At 47.7% G+C, this 19,261-nt stretch carries 17 protein-coding genes; 5 read left to right on the top strand and 12 right to left on the bottom strand.

Features of this window, described 5'->3' with window-relative positions; all coding sequences use genetic code 11:
• Window positions 1–29 precede the first annotated feature (29 nt).
• The 6 genes from NC997_RS16435 to kdpA form a co-directional block, all read right to left on the bottom strand.
• The gene (locus NC997_RS16435; RefSeq protein ID WP_190526252.1) at window positions 30–1,298 is read right to left on the bottom strand and encodes an anhydro-N-acetylmuramic acid kinase; all 1,269 of its coding nucleotides are present in this window, start codon (window positions 1,296–1,298) and stop codon (window positions 30–32) included.
• Between the two features lie 43 nt (window positions 1,299–1,341).
• On the bottom strand, window positions 1,342–2,475 hold the full coding sequence (locus tag NC997_RS16430) for a sensor histidine kinase KdpD (protein ID WP_190526250.1): 1,134 nt from the start codon (window positions 2,473–2,475) through the stop codon (window positions 1,342–1,344).
• Between the two features lie 47 nt (window positions 2,476–2,522).
• The gene (kdpC, locus tag NC997_RS16425) at window positions 2,523–3,131 is read right to left on the bottom strand and encodes a K(+)-transporting ATPase subunit C (protein ID WP_190526248.1); all 609 of its coding nucleotides are present in this window, start codon (window positions 3,129–3,131) and stop codon (window positions 2,523–2,525) included.
• Between the two features lie 96 nt (window positions 3,132–3,227).
• Window positions 3,228–3,494: a K(+)-transporting ATPase subunit F gene (gene kdpF / locus NC997_RS16420; protein ID WP_190526246.1), complete on the bottom strand. Its 267-nt coding sequence runs from the start codon at window positions 3,492–3,494 to the stop codon at window positions 3,228–3,230.
• 47 nt (window positions 3,495–3,541) lie between these two features.
• Window positions 3,542–5,644, bottom strand: a complete 2,103-nt coding sequence (gene kdpB, locus NC997_RS16415; protein ID WP_190526244.1) for a potassium-transporting ATPase subunit KdpB — start codon at window positions 5,642–5,644, stop codon at window positions 3,542–3,544.
• 60 nt (window positions 5,645–5,704) lie between these two features.
• Window positions 5,705–7,396: a potassium-transporting ATPase subunit KdpA gene (gene kdpA / locus NC997_RS16410; RefSeq protein WP_190526242.1), complete on the bottom strand. Its 1,692-nt coding sequence runs from the start codon at window positions 7,394–7,396 to the stop codon at window positions 5,705–5,707.
• A 315-nt stretch (window positions 7,397–7,711) separates the two neighbouring features.
• On the opposite strand from kdpA, the gene NC997_RS16405 reads away from it, so the two are divergent.
• Genes NC997_RS16405 through NC997_RS16395 form a run of 3 tightly spaced genes read left to right on the top strand, consistent with a single transcriptional unit; the run spans window position 7,712 to window position 10,262 of the window.
• Window positions 7,712–8,770: a HAMP domain-containing sensor histidine kinase gene (locus NC997_RS16405; RefSeq protein WP_199306114.1), complete on the top strand. Its 1,059-nt coding sequence runs from the start codon at window positions 7,712–7,714 to the stop codon at window positions 8,768–8,770.
• A gap of 45 nt (window positions 8,771–8,815) precedes the next feature.
• Window positions 8,816–9,496, top strand: coding sequence for a response regulator transcription factor (locus NC997_RS16400; protein WP_190526238.1), 681 nt, complete (start codon window positions 8,816–8,818; stop codon window positions 9,494–9,496).
• 37 nt (window positions 9,497–9,533) lie between these two features.
• Entirely contained in the window at window positions 9,534–10,262 is a 729-nt protein-coding gene (locus tag NC997_RS16395; RefSeq protein WP_190526236.1) for a Uma2 family endonuclease, read from the top strand.
• Window positions 10,263–10,290: 28 nt separating this feature from the next.
• Here NC997_RS16395 and priA read toward each other — a convergent pair whose 3' ends face one another.
• The gene (gene priA / locus NC997_RS16390) at window positions 10,291–12,903 is read right to left on the bottom strand and encodes a primosomal protein N' (RefSeq protein WP_190526234.1); all 2,613 of its coding nucleotides are present in this window, start codon (window positions 12,901–12,903) and stop codon (window positions 10,291–10,293) included.
• Between the two features lie 808 nt (window positions 12,904–13,711).
• Here priA and NC997_RS16385 point away from each other — a divergent pair.
• On the top strand, window positions 13,712–14,842 hold the full coding sequence (locus NC997_RS16385; protein WP_190414486.1) for an RNA polymerase sigma factor, RpoD/SigA family: 1,131 nt from the start codon (window positions 13,712–13,714) through the stop codon (window positions 14,840–14,842).
• A 68-nt stretch (window positions 14,843–14,910) separates the two neighbouring features.
• Entirely contained in the window at window positions 14,911–15,426 is a 516-nt protein-coding gene (locus NC997_RS16380; RefSeq protein WP_190526232.1) for a GNAT family N-acetyltransferase, read from the top strand.
• Here the strand turns inward: NC997_RS16380 and NC997_RS16375 are convergent.
• From NC997_RS16375 to NC997_RS16355, 5 genes are read right to left on the bottom strand one after another with little or no spacing between them, the layout of a single operon-like run.
• The gene (locus tag NC997_RS16375; protein ID WP_190526231.1) at window positions 15,391–16,212 is read right to left on the bottom strand and encodes a phosphate ABC transporter ATP-binding protein; all 822 of its coding nucleotides are present in this window, start codon (window positions 16,210–16,212) and stop codon (window positions 15,391–15,393) included. The genes NC997_RS16380 and NC997_RS16375 overlap by 36 nt on opposite strands.
• Window positions 16,213–16,272: 60 nt before the next feature.
• Window positions 16,273–17,190, bottom strand: coding sequence for a phosphate ABC transporter permease PstA (pstA, locus tag NC997_RS16370; protein ID WP_190526229.1), 918 nt, complete (start codon window positions 17,188–17,190; stop codon window positions 16,273–16,275).
• Window positions 17,183–18,037 carry a phosphate ABC transporter permease subunit PstC gene (gene pstC / locus NC997_RS16365; RefSeq protein WP_242031322.1) on the bottom strand — a complete coding sequence of 285 codons (855 nt, stop codon included), beginning with the start codon at window positions 18,035–18,037 and terminating at the stop codon, window positions 17,183–17,185. Before pstC ends, pstA begins: the two co-directional genes overlap by 8 nt.
• Entirely contained in the window at window positions 18,018–18,872 is an 855-nt protein-coding gene (locus NC997_RS16360; RefSeq protein ID WP_190526227.1) for a phosphate ABC transporter substrate-binding protein, read from the bottom strand. Before NC997_RS16360 ends, pstC begins: the two co-directional genes overlap by 20 nt.
• A gap of 21 nt (window positions 18,873–18,893) precedes the next feature.
• Window positions 18,894–19,208 (bottom strand): metalloregulator ArsR/SmtB family transcription factor, encoded by a 315-nt coding sequence (locus NC997_RS16355; protein ID WP_190526225.1) that lies wholly within the window; start codon window positions 19,206–19,208, stop codon window positions 18,894–18,896.
• Window positions 19,209–19,261: the final 53 nt, after the last annotated feature.

Below are 19,261 nucleotides of genomic sequence, written 5' to 3'. Positions count from 1 at the left end.
ATTAATATGAAGAAATAGCTGAAACGCATTCACTGCAGAGCTTTGAGATTTGTAGGAAAATAAACTTCTCCAAGTAGTACGGCAGAAGTTGCGCCGGTCACTTGGGGAAGATTGCCAGGGATGCCTAACTGACGCCAATATGCCAAAACAGCGAAAGCGATCGCTTCTTTGAAATCAGCATTCACACCTGCTTCATCCGTTGTCAACACTGGCACGGGTTGTAAAGTCGCTTGTAGGCGCTGTTTTAAGTAGAGATTGCGGCTACCACCGCCACACAATAACACCTCGTCAGGCATCTGCGGCAGGAAAGTGCGGTAACTATGAACAATTGACGCAGCAGTGAGTTCAGTCAGCGTTGCCAGCAGATCAGCGCTACTCAACTCATAAGCAGAGGCATCTGCGATACACTGCCGGAGATAGGTGTAGCTAAATAGCTCTCGACCCGTTGATTTGGGCGGTTGCTGCTGGAAGTAATCTTGCTGGAGCCATTGCTCTACTAAATCGTGGCAGATTGTGCCTGCTGCCGCCCAAGCTCCATCTTGATCGTAGGTTTTGGCTCCATTCGTTAAATACTGCACCGCCAGGTCTAGAAGCGCATTTCCCGGCCCGGTGTCCCAGCCTCGGATCTCTTCTAGCCAGCTGTCCCGACGCGCTGGGAGGTAAGTGACATTCCCGATACCGCCAATATTTTGGACACATCGGTACTTGTCAGGGTGGCTCAATAAATAAGCATCTACTGCTGGCACCATAGGCGCACCTTGTCCACCGGCGGCAATATCCGCCGCCCGGAAATTACTTACTGTGGGAATACCTGTCAGATGGGCAATTAAGGCACCCCGACCTAATTGCAGACTGTAACCTAAAGGAGTGCTGAGGACGGATGACTGAGGACTGAGTGAAGGGTCGAGGACTGAGGACTGAGGACTGAGTGAAGGATTGAGGATAAAAGATGAAGTCTCTTCTTTTCCCTCTCTCCCCTGCTCTGTGGGCGGGCGATGAAAAACAGTTTGTCCGTGAGAGCCAATTAACTCGGCTGGGGGGTTGCTGTTTTGAATGTTTTGGGCTGCTTGTGCGAAGGTGTAAGCGATCGCATCATCTAATTGGGCAAATTCTTCCATTGACAAGGATGACCCGCCACAAACTTCTAGAATTTGCTTTGAGAGCGCATCTGGATAAGGATAGGTGGCTCCTGCTAGCAGAGTCACTTTTATATCTAAGTCTTTACCAGAAATTTCTACTAAAGCGGCGTCAATACCATCTACCGACGTGCCGCTTATCAAACCAATTACGCGCATCATTTTAGTAATTAAAAATTAACCCTGAAAACTTAATTAGTTGTATTTATTGCTTAGATGAGGTTTGTTCAGCTGCAATGATGTGCAAATCGATATTTTTGAGATAGCGCATCAACTTCTGGACAAAAGACCCCTTCCAGAATAACTCCCAACGAGATTTTTGAGAATGCCCAAGCACCACTTGAGTAATCCGATACTGTTGAGCAACAGAGGCAATCGCCTGCGGTACGTCAAGATTAGTTACTCTTAAAAATTCCCCGCCAAATTCCAAAGTTAGCTTCTCGCAAGTTTCAATATATAAACTTTCTTCCTTAGTCAAAAAGCGTTCCGGATGGGACACAAACACCGCATACAGGCGACCCCTCATATAATCAGCAATTCGCGCCCCGCGTCGCAACAGTTGTACCGAATTTGGATAAGTCGAAATACACACCAGCACCCGTTCGTGAACTGAGCAAAATCCATCACTGGGTGTAGAAGTAATCGCGTCCTCTTCAACGTTGTCCGCCACCTCGCGTAGTGCCAGCTCTCGCAACGCTACTAAATGACGCCGTTGAAAGAAATTTTGTAGCGCCCGATCTATCTTATCCGGCGCGTAGATTTTTCCCTCCACTAGCCTTTCTTCCAAAGTTTCCGGCGTAACGTCAATCACCACTACTTGCGTTGCTTCATCCAACAACCGATCTGGAATGCGTTCTCGTACCACAACGCCAGTAATTCGCGCCACCAAATCATTGAGACTTTCTAGATGCTGGATATTTACCGTAGAATTGACATCAATTCCCGCATCCAAAATTACCTCAACATCTTGGTAGCGCTTTTCCCGTACGGAACCGGGGACATTTGTATGCGCCAGTTCATCTACTAACACCAACTGCGGCTGACGCTCCAAAATGGTATCTGTATCCATTTCTGTCAGAGTCATCCCGCCTCTAATAATTGTTTTACGGGGTATTATCTCCAGCCCCTGAGCTTTTTGAGCCGTCTCCTTTCGCCCGTGGGTTTCCAGCAACCCGATAACAACATCAATCCCTTCCTGTTTAAGTTGGTGGGCTTCTTCCAGCATCCGGTAAGTTTTGCCGACACCGGGAGCCATGCCAATGTATATTTTGTGGTTGCCTCGTCGGGCGGGACGAATGTTAGAATTCAGCGCTCCTGAAAACTCACTTTTAGGAATCATAATTGTTAGATGTTAATTGTTCATTGTTCATTGCCTTTCACGATGAACTATAAATTACTGGCAGATTGTAAATTATCTAACGCTAAATTCAACTTGAGGACATTCACCCCAGGTTCTCCGAAAATCCCCAAAAATCTACCATCAGTGTATTTGGGAATTAATGCTTGAACTCGATCTGCTGATAAAGAGCGAGCCGCCGCCACCCTTGCGGCTTGGTTATAGGCAGTTTCTACGCTGATATGAGGATCTAAGCTAGAGCCAGAGGTGTAAACTATATCGGCTGTGGGCTGGATACCAGACGCTTTCAATTGTTGGGTTGTCGCTTCTACTCGCTTGAGTAAATCTGGATTGGTAGGAGCAAGGTTGCTGGCACCAGATACACCAGTGATTTGACTTATATTCTTTGGATCGCGTTCTGCGGCTGTAAAGCTGCTGTAGTTCGTCGTGCTAGGACGACTTGTGAAATATTGAGGAGAAGAGAAGGGTTGACCTATTAAGGCAGAGCCATAGACTCGTCCTTGATTTTCGATGATGCTGCCATTTGCCTGATAGGAAAACAAAACTTGCCCAACTATTATCGTGAACAAGGGATAAATGATTGCTGTTAGTATCCAGAGAACTAAGGCGACTCGAATTGCTTTAATAGTTTCTCGCATAAAAGACCTAAAAAATGGGAGTTTTGTAGGAGCCGGGATACCCTGCCCTTGCAGAGCTTTGAGTTTTATTGAAAATTCAAACCTCAAAAATGTTTTTTAGAAGCGTTCCGGTTGGAAAATAACCACAAACAGGTAAATCGACAAGGTTATCGTTAGTAGACCGAGTGCCATCAACCAGAAAGTTTGTCCTGAAGAAAGAGTTCCTCCGGTTGCGGCTTGCACAGCTGGCGTTATCAGCAGATTCAAGCACAACAGAATAAATAGTTGCCGCAGCAAAGGTTGCTTGCGCCATTGCGCCTTCAACAAATCAATACTCTGAACCATTTCCACCGAAAATATCTCACTCAAATTAAATCGCTTCATAAATCTCCGTGTTCGCTCCTTCTCTTTGTGTTCTGGAGCGGTTCTTTTTAAGCTAAACCCACAGCAGCAATCAAAACATCAATTACTTTAATTGCAATAAACGGCGCAATCACTCCACCCAAGCCATAAATTAGGATATTTCGTTGCAGCAATTGATTAGCCGTGAGCGGTCTGAATTTAACTCCAGTCAGCGCCAAAGGAATCAAAGCGGGAATAATCAAAGCGTTGTAAATCAGAGCTGATAAAACCGCCGATTTGGCACTCGCTAATCCCATAAGATTGAGACTATTAATTCCAGATGAAGCAAATATCGCGGGGATGATCGCGAAGTATTTGGCTATATCATTTGAAAGGGAAAAAGTAGTCAGCGCCCCGCGAGTAATTAACAGTTGTTTGCCGATTGTCACTAAGTCGATTAACTTGGTGGGGTCAGAATCCAAATCCACCATATTCGCCGCTTCTTTCGCCGCCTGAGTGCCAGAGTTCATCGCTACACCCACATTCGCTTGAGCCAAGGCTGGGGCATCGTTGGTGCCATCGCCAGTCATGGCAACCAATTTACCTGCTGCTTGTTCGCGCTGAATCACGGCGATTTTGTCTTCTGGCGTAGCTTCGGCGATGAAGTCATCGACTCCGGCTTCTTGGGCGATAACGGAAGCGGTGATTCGGTTGTCGCCAGTTAACATCACGGTGCGAACGCCCATCCGCCGCAGTTGGTCAAAGCGATCGCGTATTCCTGGTTTAATGACATCTTTCAGGTAAATGATGCCGTAGATGTCGCTGCCTTGACAAACGGCTAGAGGTGTACCACCGAGCCGGGAAACTTTTTCGTAGGCGGCATCGAGGTCTGGTGCCAGATTACCGCCACGGGAACGCACAAATCCCTTGATCGCATCTACCGCACCCTTACGGACTTCACGACCATCGGGCAAATCCGTACCGCTCATGCGTGTTTTGGCAGAAAATTCGATTGCTTCAGCTGCATTGCGGTCAAAATCTACTGTTGACCCTAACTTCTCTGCGAGTCTGACAATTGACTTGCCTTCTGGCGTCTCATCAAATACGCTGGCAGCCAGAGCAACTTTGGCAATCTCATCCATCGAATGACCGTTAACTGGGATGAATTCCTCAGCTAAACGGTTTCCTAAGGTAATCGTGCCCGTTTTGTCCAAAATCAGGGTATTGACATCGCCACACGCTTCTACGGCTCGTCCAGATGTCGCTACCACGTTAAACTGGGCTACTCTGTCCATCCCGGCAATCCCGATCGCACTCAGCAAGCCGCCAATCGTGGTAGGAATCAGCGCCACTAACAGAGCAATCAGCGTGGCTACGCCCACCGGATTATTAACGTAGTTTCCGTATGATGGCAGCGTTGCTACGACAATCAGAAACACCTGAGTCAGAACTGCCAGCAATACCGTCAAGGCGATTTCGTTGGGTGTTTTGCTACGTTCTGCGCCTTCCACTAAAGCAATCATCCGGTCTAAAAATCCCTTACCTGGGTCGGATGTTACTCGCAGAGTTAGTTGATCAGAGATAATTTTCGTGCCGCCGGTAACAGAACTCGCAATATCTGAGCCGGGTTCTTTCAACACTGGCGCAGATTCCCCAGTAATTGCCGATTCATCAACGGAGGCGACACCCGCAATTACTTCCCCATCGGCGGGGATGGTGTCACCAGCAATCACTTTTATGCGATCGCCTTGCCTTAAATTAGTTGAAGAGACTTCTTCAATTGAGCCATCGGGCAATAATTTCCGAGCAGTTGTGTCGGATTTTGTTGCCCGCATCGAGTCAGCTTGTGCCTTACCGCGTCCTTCTGCCACCGCTTCCGCAAAATTAGCAAATAGCAGGGTAAATAGCAGAATTACGGTAATTAGACCATTAAATAGGCGCTGGTTTTCGCCCGGTACTGTGCCAAACAAATTTGGGTCAATTGTTACCAGTGCAGTGATGATGGTACCAACCCACACTAGAAACATGACTGGATTTTTCAGCATCATTCGTGGGTTGAGCTTGACAAAAGCATCCCGGAAGGCTCTCTGATAAAGCCCTTTGGTATTTACCTTGGAGGTATGTTTACGCGAAGAACGTGGTTGGCGTGGTTGGCGAATCTGTTGAGGCGAAGTCGAATTTTCAGATGTCATAAGTAGTCAGGGAGAAACTAACCGCAGAGAACGCACACAGAGGAGGAAAGTAGGGTTTATTTATCCTCCTTTAGCAATTTGGAAGGCTTCGGCTATCGGACCAAGTGCTAAAACTGGGAAGAAGGTTAACGCGCCTAAAATCAAGAGGATTCCCGCGGTGACGGCGGTAAATAGAAGCGTATCGGTGCGGAGGGTTCCGGTAGTTTCGGGTACTGGTTGTTTGTGAGCCATGCTGTCAGCTAACAGCAGCATGGCGATAATCGGGATATAGCGACCGAGTAAGAGGCTGAAACAGGTACTCAAGTTCCACCACAGGGTAGTGTCGCCCAATCCTTCAAAGCCCGATCCGTTGTTGGCAGCGGCTGAAGTGTACTCGTAGACGACTTGGGAGATGCCGTGAAAGCCGGGATTGCTGATTCCAGCGAGGGTGTTAGGAAAAGAAAGAGTAATGGCTGAGGGAATTAATACTGCTATCGGGTGGATGAGTAGCACGACGCTGGCAAGAACGATTTCTTTTTTCTCAACTTTTCGCCCCAAAAATTCTGGGGTTCTTCCCACCATCAAGCCGGTCAGAAATACGGTCAAAATTAGGTAGATGAACAAGTAAGCTGTTCCAGTTCCCTGACCGCCCCAGACAATTTGAAGGAACATATTAAAGAGGGTAGAAAAGCCTCCAGGAGGCATTAGGGAATCGTGCATCCCGTTGACAGCACCGCACATAGTTCCGGTTGTCGTAATTGCCCAAAGTGCTGTCTGTGCCCAACCAAATCTAACTTCTTTGCCTTCTAAGTTAGGAATAGATTGCTGTCCTCCTAGGAGATTATTCACTAGAGGATTTCCTTGATATTCGCCAATGGCAGTAATGATAGTCAGAATGGTAAAGATAATAAATACCATCCCAAACAGCAGCCATCCCTGTTTTTTGTTATCGGCAAAGATGCCGTAAGTTATAATCAGCGACGCTGGAATGCAAACCATCGCAATTGTTTCTAGCAGATTGGAGAAACCATTTGGATTTTCAAATGGATGGGCGGAGTTGATGGCAAAAAATCCGCCGCCATTCTCTCCTAACTGTTTGATACTTTCAAAATGGGCTACAGGACCACGGGCAATGATTTGTATTCCATTTTCTAACGTCGTAGCTGTCTGCGGCCCAGCTAAGGTTTCTGGAACGCCTAGAATGATTAATAATAGCGCTCCTAAGATGGACAGAGGTAGCAATATCCGGGTAATGGATTGAATTAAATCAACGTAAAAGTTACCTAACGAGTTGCCAGTTAAGCCGCGAATAAAGGCGATTGCCACAGCTAATCCGGTCGCGGCTGAGGTAAACATTAGATAACCCAGTGCTAACATCTGACTGGCATAGCTGAAGGTATTTTCGCCAGAATAATGCTGCTGGTCTGTATTGGTCAAAAATGAGATTGTTGTATGGAGTGCTAAATCCCAACTAGGGGCACTTAATCCGGTAGGATTTAGGGGCAGGAATTGCTGTAGTATGAGAATTAGATAAACTAATACACCCATGACCAAGTTGGTGTAAAGCAAGGCACGGGCATACTGCCAACTCGTTTGATTCTCTTTGTTTCGCACGCCCCCTAGTGCATAGATAGTTTTTTCTATTGGTACCATTATTGGGTCAAGAAAGGTTTTCTCTCCTTTAAATACACTAGCTATGTAACTACCAAAAAACTTACTGATTGCCACCACAATCAGTAAGTTAATAACAATTTGAAATAAGCCTTGCCACATAAATTAAACCTAATTTAATCGAAGCTATACGATTTTTTTGCAGATAAATTAGACAAACAAATCTTTAATTTGTCCGACTAGCATTCTAATACGTAGAAGAGAAATACCACAATTAGATTAGATATATAACCTAGATATATATGTATTAATACACCTTCTATACCTGCAAGTATAGATTCAGGTTTATCGCTAAAGTGAGGATATAGTATATGTCATGTGGTGCCATTCATCAGTTGGAAAATACATCTGATGAGGAGGTTACGCACCTTGGTAGCTATCAAAGCAAATCTTGTGACTAAAAATCAGCACTCAACTATGCGTTTGCTAATTGTAGGGGCATTTACTGTCTTGATTATGCTGGAGTTTTCCACACCTCCATCCTATGTGTTTGGCTACCTCTATATCGGACCAATTTTACTAACGAATTCACGCTTGAGTCACCCTGCAACGCTTATACTCACCCTTTCTGCTGCTAGTCTAACTATCTTAAATTTGTTTTCTCCTGCTCTTGAACCGATCCAACCGTCAACAGTGGCAAACCGATTGATTGCAGTGATGGCGTTGGCGGTAACTTGCTGGTTGCTGCGTCGAAACCAGCATTATGAAGAGGCGATTCAGAGACAACAGGCGCAATTGCGATCGCAACAACAACTGGCAAGTATTCGTGAAGATTTTGCCTCTACTTTGACACACGATCTCAAAACTCCATTGTTAGGCGCGATTGAAACGATTAAATCTTTCCAATTAGGACACTTCGGTGATTGTACGCTTCAGCAACAAACAGTTTTGGCGATGATGGTTCGTTCTCACACTTCGACATTACATCTGGTGGAGACGCTGCTGGATGTATATCGTAACGATACCAAAGGACTAAAACTGGTGCGATCGCCTGTGAATCTAGTTACCTTGGCTACTGAAGCGATCGCTACATTGACAGATTTAGCTTCTTCGCGTCGGGTGTATATTACTCTCCGTCATGGTTCAACCGATTTTCACCGCTTTTTGTGGGTGAATGGAGATGCCTTGCAATTACAGCGAGTCTTTATAAATTTACTCACTAATGGCATTAATCATTCCCCGCGTGGCGGTAAGGTGGAAGTCATACTGGAGTACCATGCTAATTATCAAATTGTGAAAATTATCGATAATGGGCAGGGCATCACCGAAGAAGAGTTACCCCACCTATTTGAGCGATTTTATCAAGGACATAGCGATCGCGTTGCCACAGGATCGGGACTGGGTTTATATTTGACTCGTCAGATTATTGAAGCGCACGGCGGTACAATTTGGGGAGAAAACCAGAAACCACGCGGGGCAATGTTTGGCTTCCGATTGCCTCCCCACTTAGTGGAAATTGAAAATAAAAAAGGATAAATTACCTTTTTTCGGTTTTCCGACCAAAACTCCAAGACCTTTGAAATGAAACCTTCACTGCGGATTTTGTTGGTGGAAGATGATGAACTGTTTCGCCTGGGACTGCGGATGCGGTTGCAACAGGCAGGGTTAGAAGTCGTTGGTGAAGCAGTTGATGGCGAAACCGCTGTGGAATTGACGAATTGCCATTTACCAGATGTAGTGCTGCTTGATGTGGGACTACCTGGGTTAGGAGGCGTTGAAGCGTGTCGCCAAATCAAACAACGTCATCCAAAAATGCCCGTTTTGGTTTTAACTTCTCATTCCCAAAAGCCTTTGATTGAACGGTTAATTGCGGCTGGCGCTCATGGCTATTGTCTCAAAGGAATTGAAGCTGAGGTGTTAATTTTAGCACTGCGTTCAGTCGCCGCAGGTGCCTCATGGTGGGATCAAACGGGTACAGCAGAAATTCGCGCCGCATTTGACGATACACCGACACCAACTTCATCCAAAACCGCTGAACCTTTAGCAACTCCGCTTACCAGTCGGGAGCAGGAAATTTTAGCATTAATTGCCGCTGGGAAGACAAATCAAGAAATTGCCGAACGGCTGCATATTGCCTTGGGTACAGTTCGGGTTCACGTCCATGCCATTTTACAAAAATTGGAAGTGCGCGATCGCACTCAAGCCGCTATCTTGGCAATTCAAGAAAGATTAGTAGCCGCAGATTTGTTACTACAAGAATAATTAATCAAGATTCATTTATATATAGTAGGAGGTTTCCATGACCTCAGCAGAGATACCATTTGCCGTCGGTTTCACTCTCCCAGACCATACCCAGTTACCAGACTCCGATGGCACATTTGTGAAAAACTTTCAAGAACCGCCCCAAGGCGATTTGCTGACCCATTGTATAGAACCAGTTTTGCAGCAAATTCATCCCGATGGACAATACTGTATCGGTCGGGATAGCGGGATCTATTGGCGGATAACGGAACCGCCTGAAAGAGGAGCAGAAGCACCAGATTGGTTTTATGTGCCGAATGTCCCGCCGACTTTGAACGGTCAATACCGACGTTCTTATGTCTTGTGGCAAGAATACGTTGCGCCGCTGATTGTGTTGGAGTTTGTCTCTGGGGATGGTTCCCAAGAACGAGACAGAACGCCGATAACTGGCAAGTTTTGGGTTTACGAGCAGGCGATTCGCGTTCCCTTCTATGGCATCTATGAAGTCAATCTGGCACGAGTGGAAGTGTACCAATTAATTAACGGGCGCTATCAGATGATGCAGCCTAACGAGCGCGGACACTATCCCATCGAGCCTTTAGGGGTAGAGTTGGGGATTTGGCAGGGACGATACACAAATATGGAATTTCCCTGGTTGCGCTGGTGGGATACTCAGGGAAACTTGCTGCTAGATGGTACGGAAATCGCACAGCTTGCAGAAGAACGCGCTGAGCGCTTGGCAGAACGCTTGAGGGCAATGGGCATCAACCCCGATGAATTAGTGTGAAATCAGAACCTGAGTTCAGGCTTGGGTATTACATCAAATTCAGCGGGTCAACGTCTATTGTCAAGCTGACTGAGGACGGGCACAAAAGGCGCAACTCGTTGAAATCCGGTAATTCTGGCAGCGAATTAGGCGCAAACTTCAGCATAATCTGCCATCGATATCGATTCGCCACCCGTAAGATACTCGCTGGTGCTGGCCCTAACACCTCATACACTGGGCTGGTGGGGTGAGCATCTGAACTGCTATCCCTCTGGGGTGTATTGGAAGCTAGCCCCGCAGCTAGCATCTCAGCAGTTTCCTGCACTTCTGCGGCATCGGTGCTGCTTAGCCGCAACAAAATAAGACGCCCGTAGGGGGGATAATTCAGCGCCTCTCGTTGTTCTAACTCTGTCTCGATGAAAGATTGATACTGATGTCGCCGTACTGCCTGAATGACTGGGTGTTCCGGGGAGTAAGTTTGAATAATGACTCGACCGGGATCGTCGCCGCGACCGGCACGACCTGCCACCTGAGTTAGGGTTTGAAATGCTCGCTCGGATGCCCGATAGTCGGGGAGATGCAGCAACCCATCAGCAGCAACCACTCCCACCAGTGTCACCTGGGATATATCTAGCCCTTTGGTGAGCATTTGAGTCCCAATTAATAAGTCGGCTTCTCCGTTGGTAAAGCGTGTCAGCAGCGTGCGATGAGCGCCTTTGGTGCGAGTGGTGTCACTATCAAACCGGATATAGCGCAACTGAGGGAACTGCTGCGCTAATTCTTGGGCGACTCGCTGGGTGCCGCTGCCAAAAAATTTCAGGTAGGGAGAACCGCATTCGGGGCAGGATTGAGGATGCGATCGCACAAAATTACAGTAATGACACCTCAATAATTCAGCGGCTTCTTCATGGGTGTGGTGATACGACAGCGAAACATCGCAGTGAGGACACTCAATCACATACCCACAGCTGCGACAAGAAACAAAAGTACTATGTCCCCGCCGATGGATAAATAAAATTCCCTGTTTCCCCTGATCTTGCAGCTGCTGTAAGCCTTCCTGAAGCGATCGGCTAAAAATTGAGCGATTCCCTTGCTGCAACTCTTGGCGCATATCCACCACTTCTACCGGCGGTAGCGGGCGCGATTGGATGCGTTCTGGCAATGAGAGGTAATGGGTAAGCGCGTTTTGAGTTGGAGAGACGCGATTCATCGCGTCTGAGTTTTGAGTTGAAGCGGTTAACTCCGGACTCGTAATATTTATCCAGGTTTCTAGGGAAGGAGTAGCGGAACCTAAAACGAGGGGGCAGTTTTCCAACTCAGCACGCCAAGTAGCGACCGTACGGGCGTGATAAGTGGGTGCGGGTTGGTCTTGCTTGAAGCTGGAGTCGTGTTCCTCATCCAACACGATTAGCCCTAGGCGTGGCAGTGGGGCAAAGATAGCTGAACGGGTGCCAATCACAACTTGGGCTGCACCCGCCAGCATTTGCCGCCAAGTGTCGTAGCGTTCGCCATCGGAAAGGGCGCTGTGATAGACGCAGACTTTGTTGCCAAAACGGGCGCGAAATCGGTCGGTGAGTTGGGGTGTCAAACCAATTTCCGGGACGAGGACGAGGGCGGATTGTCCCCGTTCTAAGATGGGGGCGATCGCTTGTAAATACACCTCTGTCTTCCCGGAACCCGTGACTCCGTGCAACAGCACCTTCGCAAAACCGGATAAAGACGCGATCGCTTCTAGCGCCTCAGATTGAGCCGGTGTTAATGCTTTCGGTTGATCCCCAGCCAAGAGCGGTTCTGCGGAAGTCCGCAACATCTCCCGTTCTTGAATAACCACGCAGCCTTTTTGCTCCAGCGTCTTGATGGTGGATGAACTGGCGTTGCAGATTTGCAGCAACTCCGTTAACAACAAATCGCCGCCGCGCCGCCGCAGCACTTCCAAAATTTCCCGTTGGCGCTGCGTTAAGTCGAGGGGAAAAACATCGACAACCAGCGTCACGGCTTTCTGTAACTTCGGTCGCTGGGTTCTGGGCGGTTCCAGGTAACTTTCGACTAACTTGAGCCGCAATAGCTCCCGGATCGATCGATAGGCTCCTTTAACTTGACGCTGGAGGTAGACGAAGCTGTAGTCTCCAGAGGGTTGAGCTTGCAGAAGTTCCAGAATCTTACAGGCAGTGGGACTCAGGTAATGGGCACTTCCCGCTTGTCCCCCGTTTTCGCCTTCGCCTTGGGCAAGCCGGAGGCGACGCTGCGATCGCCCCAGTAATCCCGGCGGTAGCGCGACTCGAATCACCTGAATCAGCTGGGTGTAGTAGTATTGGGCGACTTGGTTCAGCAGTTGCCAGTAGGTCGGCGGGAAAAACCCAGCACTGACTACATCCTCTACATCCCGAATTTTGGCTGGGTTCAAATCTGGCGGCGGTGCATCGCAAATCCGAATCGCGATCGCTCCCAAAACTTGCGCCCCAAACGGTACGCTCAGAATATCCCCCGGCTGCACTTGCAACTGGGCAGGCAACCGATAGGTATACAACCGCTTCTGCGCTTCTGCTTCTGGACAATCCACCAGCACTTCTATCCATCGATTCTGTCCAGAATCAGACTGGTCGTAGGATGCTCTACTCTCCAGCACAATGCCCGAACGCCCGACATTGGGATTTAACGACATATTCCCCCTCTCCCTTGGCAGCCGGATACTACAGCCAGCTTTCCAGACCGCCATGCTTGTCGCTTACTGTAGACCTGTTAATTTTAGCTGGCTGTAGACGCTTGAGAGACTTGAAATTCAACAACATCCGAGGTCGCAACCAAGAGGATAGAAGTTAGGATACAAATGTCTCGCTTGGATGCTTGTATGTGAGTATACTTGCTATCCTCTATCTATTGTGCAGAGCGCGGATGCCTACTTTCTCCCTATCGATAGAGAGGAAAGCTCACAAGTATATGAGATCCTGTGTGAATAGCATGGGAAATTTAAAAAACTTTAAACTTTCCTTAATTAGGAGCCAGAAAAAATGGAAAGAAACCCCAGACTTGGCATTGATTTAAGTTTAATTTAATTGAAATTTATCTACGGCATCACAGCTGACGGCAAGCTTCTAATAGACTAGGGCATCACCTTCATGTTTCCTGATTTTTTCTTAAGACGCATACCCAATCTAAAGCGCTTCTAGATTCTGGAATCGAGAAATGTAATCAGGAAAACAATCAAAAAACTATTTTCTGGTAGCCTTAAAAAGCTATTTGTAAATTGAAAGGTTGAATAAATTTTGAGTGTTCCAAAGTGGGTACCCGATCTGGTGTTGCCACGAGCGGATAAATGAAGCTCAAAATTAGCAAAGAATGCAGACAGTAAAAATAAAGTTGACCCTTGAGTCTATGCTCGTAGAGCCTGTCTTCAGTCCGTCATGGATATGTACAAAGAGAGCATCCGTTCCCATCAACTCGCTTTATCCAATACCGACTCAGACCTTGCTATGAATATTGCTGACTTGAACCGAAGCGACGTGGAATCTACATCCGATCGGGATTTTGTAGATATTACCGACCAGCAAATGGAAGAAACCACTGAAATAGAAATCGTCAGTGTTGAAGATGAAATTTCAGACGAAATTGATAAATTAGCCGGTGGTCGCCCCTCTGAATACCGCAAAACTGTCTCCGATGATACTGTAGGAGCGTTTTTTAAGGAGATGGCACGCTATCCCCTTCTGAAACCAGATGAAGAAGTCGAGTTAGCCCATCGCGTCCAATATTTAGTCAAGATAGAAGCGCTCCAAGAAAAATTACAAAAAGAGTTGGATCGCGCTCCCACGAAAGCAGAACTGGCGGCAGCAGATGGGCTTTCGGAACGGCAGATGGAACATCAACTGTATCGCGGACGGGTGGCGAAACGGAAGATGATTCGCTCGAACCTGAGATTAGTTGTTTCTATTGCTAAACGATATTTGAACCGAGGTGTTCAATTCCTCGATTTAATTCAGGAAGGGGCGCTGGGATTAAATCGCGCTACAGAAAAGTTTGATCCCGACAAAGGTTATAAGTTTTCTACCTATGCCTATTGGTGGATTCGGCAAGCAATCACGCGGACAATCGCTAACGATGCGCGCACGATTCGATTGCCAATTCACATTGTCGAGAAGTTAAATAAGCTCAAAAAAGCGCAGCGAGAACTCAAGCAAGAACTGCATCGCAATCCGACAGAAGAGGAATTGGCGCAATCTTTAGATATTGAGGCTTCGCAGTTGCGTCAGTTGTTGCAACTTAGAAGGCGATCGCTTTCTCTCAACCATCGCATCGGGAAGGGAGAAGAGACGGAACTGATGGATCTGCTCGAAGATGGTGATAATCAATCTCCTGAAGAGCAGATGAGCGAAGCCATGATGCGCCAGGAAATTTGGGAAGTGTTAGGCGACGTTCTCACCGATCGGGAAAAAGATGTTATCTCTCTGCGGTATGGTTTAACCAGCAGCGAACCCTACACGTTAGAAGAAGTGGGCTGTCTATTTAATTTGTCCCGCGAACGAGTGCGTCAAATTCAAAGTAAAGCGATGCGGAAACTGCGGCGTCCCCAGGTTGCCAAACGCTTGAAAGGATGGCTCACCTAAAAGTTGTTGGCGATCGGTAATTAGTCATTCGTTTTATGATTGACCAAACGATCGCTGACTGATGACGAATGACTACTGAATTGATTTTACGTCCAGCAGAGCCTGGAGATGCGTCGGTGCTATTTGGGCTAATTAAAGCACTCGCAGAGTATGAGAAACTCTCTGACGCTGTCACAGGCAATACGGACGCCCTGAAAGAGCATCTGTTCGGTTCTAAGCCTTATGTAGAGGCAATTCTAGCAGAATATGCGGGGCAAGCCGTGGGGTTTGCCCTGTTTTTTCATAACTATTCCACCTTTCTCACTAAGCCGGGAATCTATCTGGAAGACTTGTTTGTACTCCCGGAATATCGGCGTCAGGGGATCGGGAAGGCGCTTCTCACCCACCTCGCTCAGTTGGCTGTATCTCGCGGCTGTGGGAGATTGGAGTGGAGCGTTTTAGATTGGAACGAACCGGCGATCGCATTTTACGAACGCATGGGTGCTGACGTTTTGCCCGACTGGCGGATTTGCCGCGTTACGGGCGATTCTCTCGTGAGTATGGCTGCACTAACCCCTTCTGCCAGTGACGTAGGCAGCCGTTAGAGGGTGCTGGGGCGATTCAAACATCTGGGCAACCGAACCAGATTCGATCAATTCTCCAGCGCCATCCTGAACCCAAAACAGCGCCACGTCATCCGCAATCCGTTTTGCCTGTGCCAGATTGTGAGTGACGACGAGGACTGTATATTTGCCGCGCAGATTGACGATTAAATCCTCTACGACTTCACTAGAAAGGGGATCGAGGGCGCTGCAAGGCTCATCCATCAGGAGAACATCGGGTTTGAGGGCGAGCGCTCTGGCGAGACATAGCCGTTGTTGTTGTCCGCCAGAAAGGGAAAGGGTAGGAGATTTCAGCCTGTCCTTCACCTCATCCCACAAGCCGACATCGCGCAAGGCATCTTCGACAATTTCATCGATTTTTTCTCGATTCCTCACTCCATGTTCTCTAAGCGGAAATTCAAGATTTCTGATAATGGAAAGTGGGAAGGGATTGGGTTTTTGAAATAGCATTCCTACCCGGCGGCGCAATGAAATCACATCGATTTCTTGCACATCTCGCTCCCCCAGCAGAATCCGCCCTGTTAACCGACAGTTGTTGGTTAAATCGGTAAGGCGGTTTAGACAAGTGAGAAAGCTTGTTTTGCCACAACCGGAAGGGCCAATTAGGGCTGTAATTTCACCCGATTTAATAGAGAGAGTGACATCTTTAAATGCGGGTTTATTCGCGTAAGAAAGGCTTAAATTCTCGGTTTTGATTTCTGGGGCATTACTGGGAAGTGAGGCTGAAGTTTTCTCTTGAATTCTAATTTCGCTTGTCGTGTGTTTCATGAAGAATTTAAACTGTAAAGACGCGAAGTACGCAAAAAAAGAACGCGAGGTAAGCTTGGTTTACGCTACCCAAATTCGGGATTGCCGAAACCGTTCTGCGAGCCAAGAGATTGCAGCATTAATGAGTAATAGAAAGCTGACTAATACGAGAGCAGAGGCGTAGGCATTTGGTTCGCCGCCAGAGACGTTCATAGCGAGATCGTAAATGTGAACCGAGAGCGATCGCCCGGAATCCCACAAGGACTCTGGCATCCGATCGACGTAACCACTGGTAAAGATTAAAGCAGCCGTTTCAGCGATCGCTCTCCCTAAACCCAACAGCAACCCCACGACTAATCCAGGCATTGCCGCTGGTAGCAGTAACTCCCATAATGTGGCTGTACGAGAGAGTCCCAGCGCCGCCGCCGAACGTCGGTAGTCATCCGGTACGCCTCGAAAACCTTCCTGGGTTGAGCGAATCAAAATCGGCAGCACCATACACGCCAGCGTCAACCCACCGGAAAGAATAGAGAAGCCCATTCCCAATGTTTTACAGAAGAAAGCGTTCCCAAAAAGACCAAAAACAATTGAAGGGACGCCTGCTAAAACATCCAAACTCAGTCGCACTAACCGCCCTAAAATACTCTGGTTTGAGGTAAATTCAGCCAGCAATATCGCAGTCCCTACTCCCAACGGAATCGAAACCGCCATGCACACTCCTACGATTAGCGCGGTAGAGATTAAAATGGGTGCGATTCCTCCATCTCGCCCAGCATTACGCGGTGCAGTTGTCAAAAATTCCCAGCTAATTTGACCGATACCAGAAACAAAAATATTGCTCAATAGCCACAACAGCGAAGCTGTTATTAAAGCGACAGATGCCCAGAGGATTGCAGTCGGAAGCAATTCAGAAGAAGGCAAACAATTAAAAGGCGAAAAATTGTTTTTTTCTTGCACCTTTTGTTTTTGTAAGTTTGTCTTCTCAAAGGATTCACTCATAAAGATGCCCTTGATTAATCATTTCGGCAGCAACGACTAAAACCACAATCATCGCCATCAATATCAACCCGCTGACAAACAAGGCGGCGCGGTGATTTCCCACGGCATAAGCCATCTCTAAAGCAATATTTGCTGTCAACGTCCGCACTGGCTCAAATACACCCTTTGGTACCTGCACGACGTTACCGCAAACCATTAACACCGCCATTGTTTCGCCAATCGCCCGTCCCGTTTCCAAGATAATCCCCGTTAATAGCCCTGATTTTGCTGCTGGAAAAACCACACCACGCACCATTGCCCAGCGTCCCAATCCCAGCGCCGCCGCACCCCGCAGATAATCTGCGGGTACGTTGGCAAAGGTGGCATCGGCGACGAGAGCAATGGTAGGCAAAATCATCAGCGTTAGGATTAAAATCCCGGCCAATAAACTTGGTCCCGGTGGGTGCATCCGCCCAATAATTGGCACCAGTACGACTAAACCCCAAAAGCCATAAACGACTGAGGGAATCCCTGCTAAAAGCTCAATCAGGCGTCGGTAAATTGTGGCTAAAGCGGGAGGTGCGTAATAGTGGCAGAAAACTGCGGAGAGAATACCCAGAGGTGTTGCGACTAGCACAGATCCCGCCGTCACAAATAGCGACCCACACAACATCGGCATTAGGTTAAATTCTTCGCTAGCGGGATGCCAGGAGGGGTCGTTGAAGAAACGTGTCAGCCCAATATTTTGCAGGATGGGCAAGGTTTCCCAGATGAGGAATAGCAGAATTAAAAGAGCGATCGCGCCCGAAATAATCGCCATTCCCCGCAACATCCAGACGAGGATGGCTTCATTTCGCGACTGGGACAAAATACTGCTCCTTCACAATGTCTTGCACATCTTTAGAACGGGCAAAATCAATAAATTCTTTTTGCAATCCGGTGGGTGTAGTTTTCGTCACTAAATTGAGTGGACGAGAAAGCGGAAATTTACCGTTGCTGACGTTGGCGATGGAGGCGTCTACCCCTTCGACTGGCAACAATTTGATCGGAGTATTGTGAGTGACACCATATTCGCCAGAACCAATGGAGACATAAGCGATCGCGTTGGGATTCCCTGCTACGGTTTTGATTCCTTGTTCGTTATCGCCAATCACCACATCGGCACGAATATCGGTTGTCTTTAATTTGAAGTGGTCGGCAAACAGTTCCAGCGTGGATCGACCCTCAGCTTTATTGACCACCGTAATTGGGGCATCTTTCCCGCCGACTTGTTTCCAATTATTGATTTTGTCGGTGTAGATATCGACAATTTGCTTGTCCGTCAGATTTTTAACTGGATTCTCTTGATTAAGAATGACCGAGACGCCATCGTTAGCAATGGTAAAAGCTTGCAAATCCTTCTCGCTGTCTTTGAGACTTCGGGAAACCATCCCAATATCTGCCACCCCCTGACGGGCATCTGCGACTCCCCGCGAAGACCCACCTGTTTGCACGTCAATCCGGACTCCCAGATGTTGAGTTTCATAGCGCTTGGCCATCTCAGCCGCCAGAGGTGCTACCGTACTCGATCCCGTCAAAACCAGCTTGCCTTGTAACTTATCGGATGATTGGGTTGCCCCTTCTGGAGGCTTCCCGCAAGATTGCAGCCAAAAGCAGGCAGCCAACCCTAGAGAAAGCGGCGCAAGCATTCTTAGATTCTTCATCAGTTATGTAATTGAAGTTTTTTATGTGTTGGAATCAAACGAAACCAGGCAACATCCCAAGTCAATCGCCCGATCAGCATTTGTCCTCTGGATTGCAGGATCTAGCTGATAAAGCACCGCCTTGCCATCTCGCGTCGCCGTCACAAAACCCTCTTCTCGCAAAACTTTTAGATGATGCGATAGCAAACTCTGTTGCAACCCCAGCACCGCATTCATCTCGCCAACGTGCTTAGGGCCACTCATCAGCAGTTCTAAAACCTCAAGCCGCGTTGAATCTGCCAAAGTTTTCAGTTTTTGGGCACAAAAGGACTGCGATGAGACTTTTTGGGTACTCATGGATTCACCTGTGTGAAGTTGGGAACCAACCCAGGCTTGCCCTGGATCGAGAT

This window comes from Trichocoleus sp. DQ-A2 (assembly GCF_039961915.1).
Taxonomy (GTDB): domain Bacteria; phylum Cyanobacteriota; class Cyanobacteriia; order Cyanobacteriales; family FACHB-T130; genus FACHB-T130.
This window is presented reverse-complemented; position numbering and strand designations above follow the sequence as displayed.

What these genes read in the sequence shown, in the direction of transcription:
- NC997_RS16435 (WP_190526252.1), bottom strand. Translation starts at nt 1,298, where the DNA reads ATGATGCGCGTAATTGGTTTGATAAGCGGCACGTCGGTAGATGGTATT.
- NC997_RS16430 (WP_190526250.1), bottom strand. Translation starts at nt 2,475, where the DNA reads ATGATTCCTAAAAGTGAGTTTTCAGGAGCGCTGAATTCTAACATTCGT.
- kdpC (WP_190526248.1), bottom strand. Translation starts at nt 3,131, where the DNA reads ATGCGAGAAACTATTAAAGCAATTCGAGTCGCCTTAGTTCTCTGGATA.
- kdpF (WP_190526246.1), bottom strand. Translation starts at nt 3,494, where the DNA reads ATGAAGCGATTTAATTTGAGTGAGATATTTTCGGTGGAAATGGTTCAG.
- kdpB (WP_190526244.1), bottom strand. Translation starts at nt 5,644, where the DNA reads ATGACATCTGAAAATTCGACTTCGCCTCAACAGATTCGCCAACCACGC.
- kdpA (WP_190526242.1), bottom strand. Translation starts at nt 7,396, where the DNA reads ATGTGGCAAGGCTTATTTCAAATTGTTATTAACTTACTGATTGTGGTG.
- NC997_RS16405 (WP_199306114.1), top strand. Translation starts at nt 7,712, where the DNA reads ATGCGTTTGCTAATTGTAGGGGCATTTACTGTCTTGATTATGCTGGAG.
- NC997_RS16400 (WP_190526238.1), top strand. Translation starts at nt 8,816, where the DNA reads ATGAAACCTTCACTGCGGATTTTGTTGGTGGAAGATGATGAACTGTTT.
- NC997_RS16395 (WP_190526236.1), top strand. Translation starts at nt 9,534, where the DNA reads ATGACCTCAGCAGAGATACCATTTGCCGTCGGTTTCACTCTCCCAGAC.
- priA (WP_190526234.1), bottom strand. Translation starts at nt 12,903, where the DNA reads ATGTCGTTAAATCCCAATGTCGGGCGTTCGGGCATTGTGCTGGAGAGT.
- NC997_RS16385 (WP_190414486.1), top strand. Translation starts at nt 13,712, where the DNA reads ATGAATATTGCTGACTTGAACCGAAGCGACGTGGAATCTACATCCGAT.
- NC997_RS16380 (WP_190526232.1), top strand. Translation starts at nt 14,911, where the DNA reads ATGACTACTGAATTGATTTTACGTCCAGCAGAGCCTGGAGATGCGTCG.
- NC997_RS16375 (WP_190526231.1), bottom strand. Translation starts at nt 16,212, where the DNA reads ATGAAACACACGACAAGCGAAATTAGAATTCAAGAGAAAACTTCAGCC.
- pstA (WP_190526229.1), bottom strand. Translation starts at nt 17,190, where the DNA reads ATGAGTGAATCCTTTGAGAAGACAAACTTACAAAAACAAAAGGTGCAA.
- NC997_RS16360 (WP_190526227.1), bottom strand. Translation starts at nt 18,872, where the DNA reads ATGAAGAATCTAAGAATGCTTGCGCCGCTTTCTCTAGGGTTGGCTGCC.
- NC997_RS16355 (WP_190526225.1), bottom strand. Translation starts at nt 19,208, where the DNA reads ATGAGTACCCAAAAAGTCTCATCGCAGTCCTTTTGTGCCCAAAAACTG.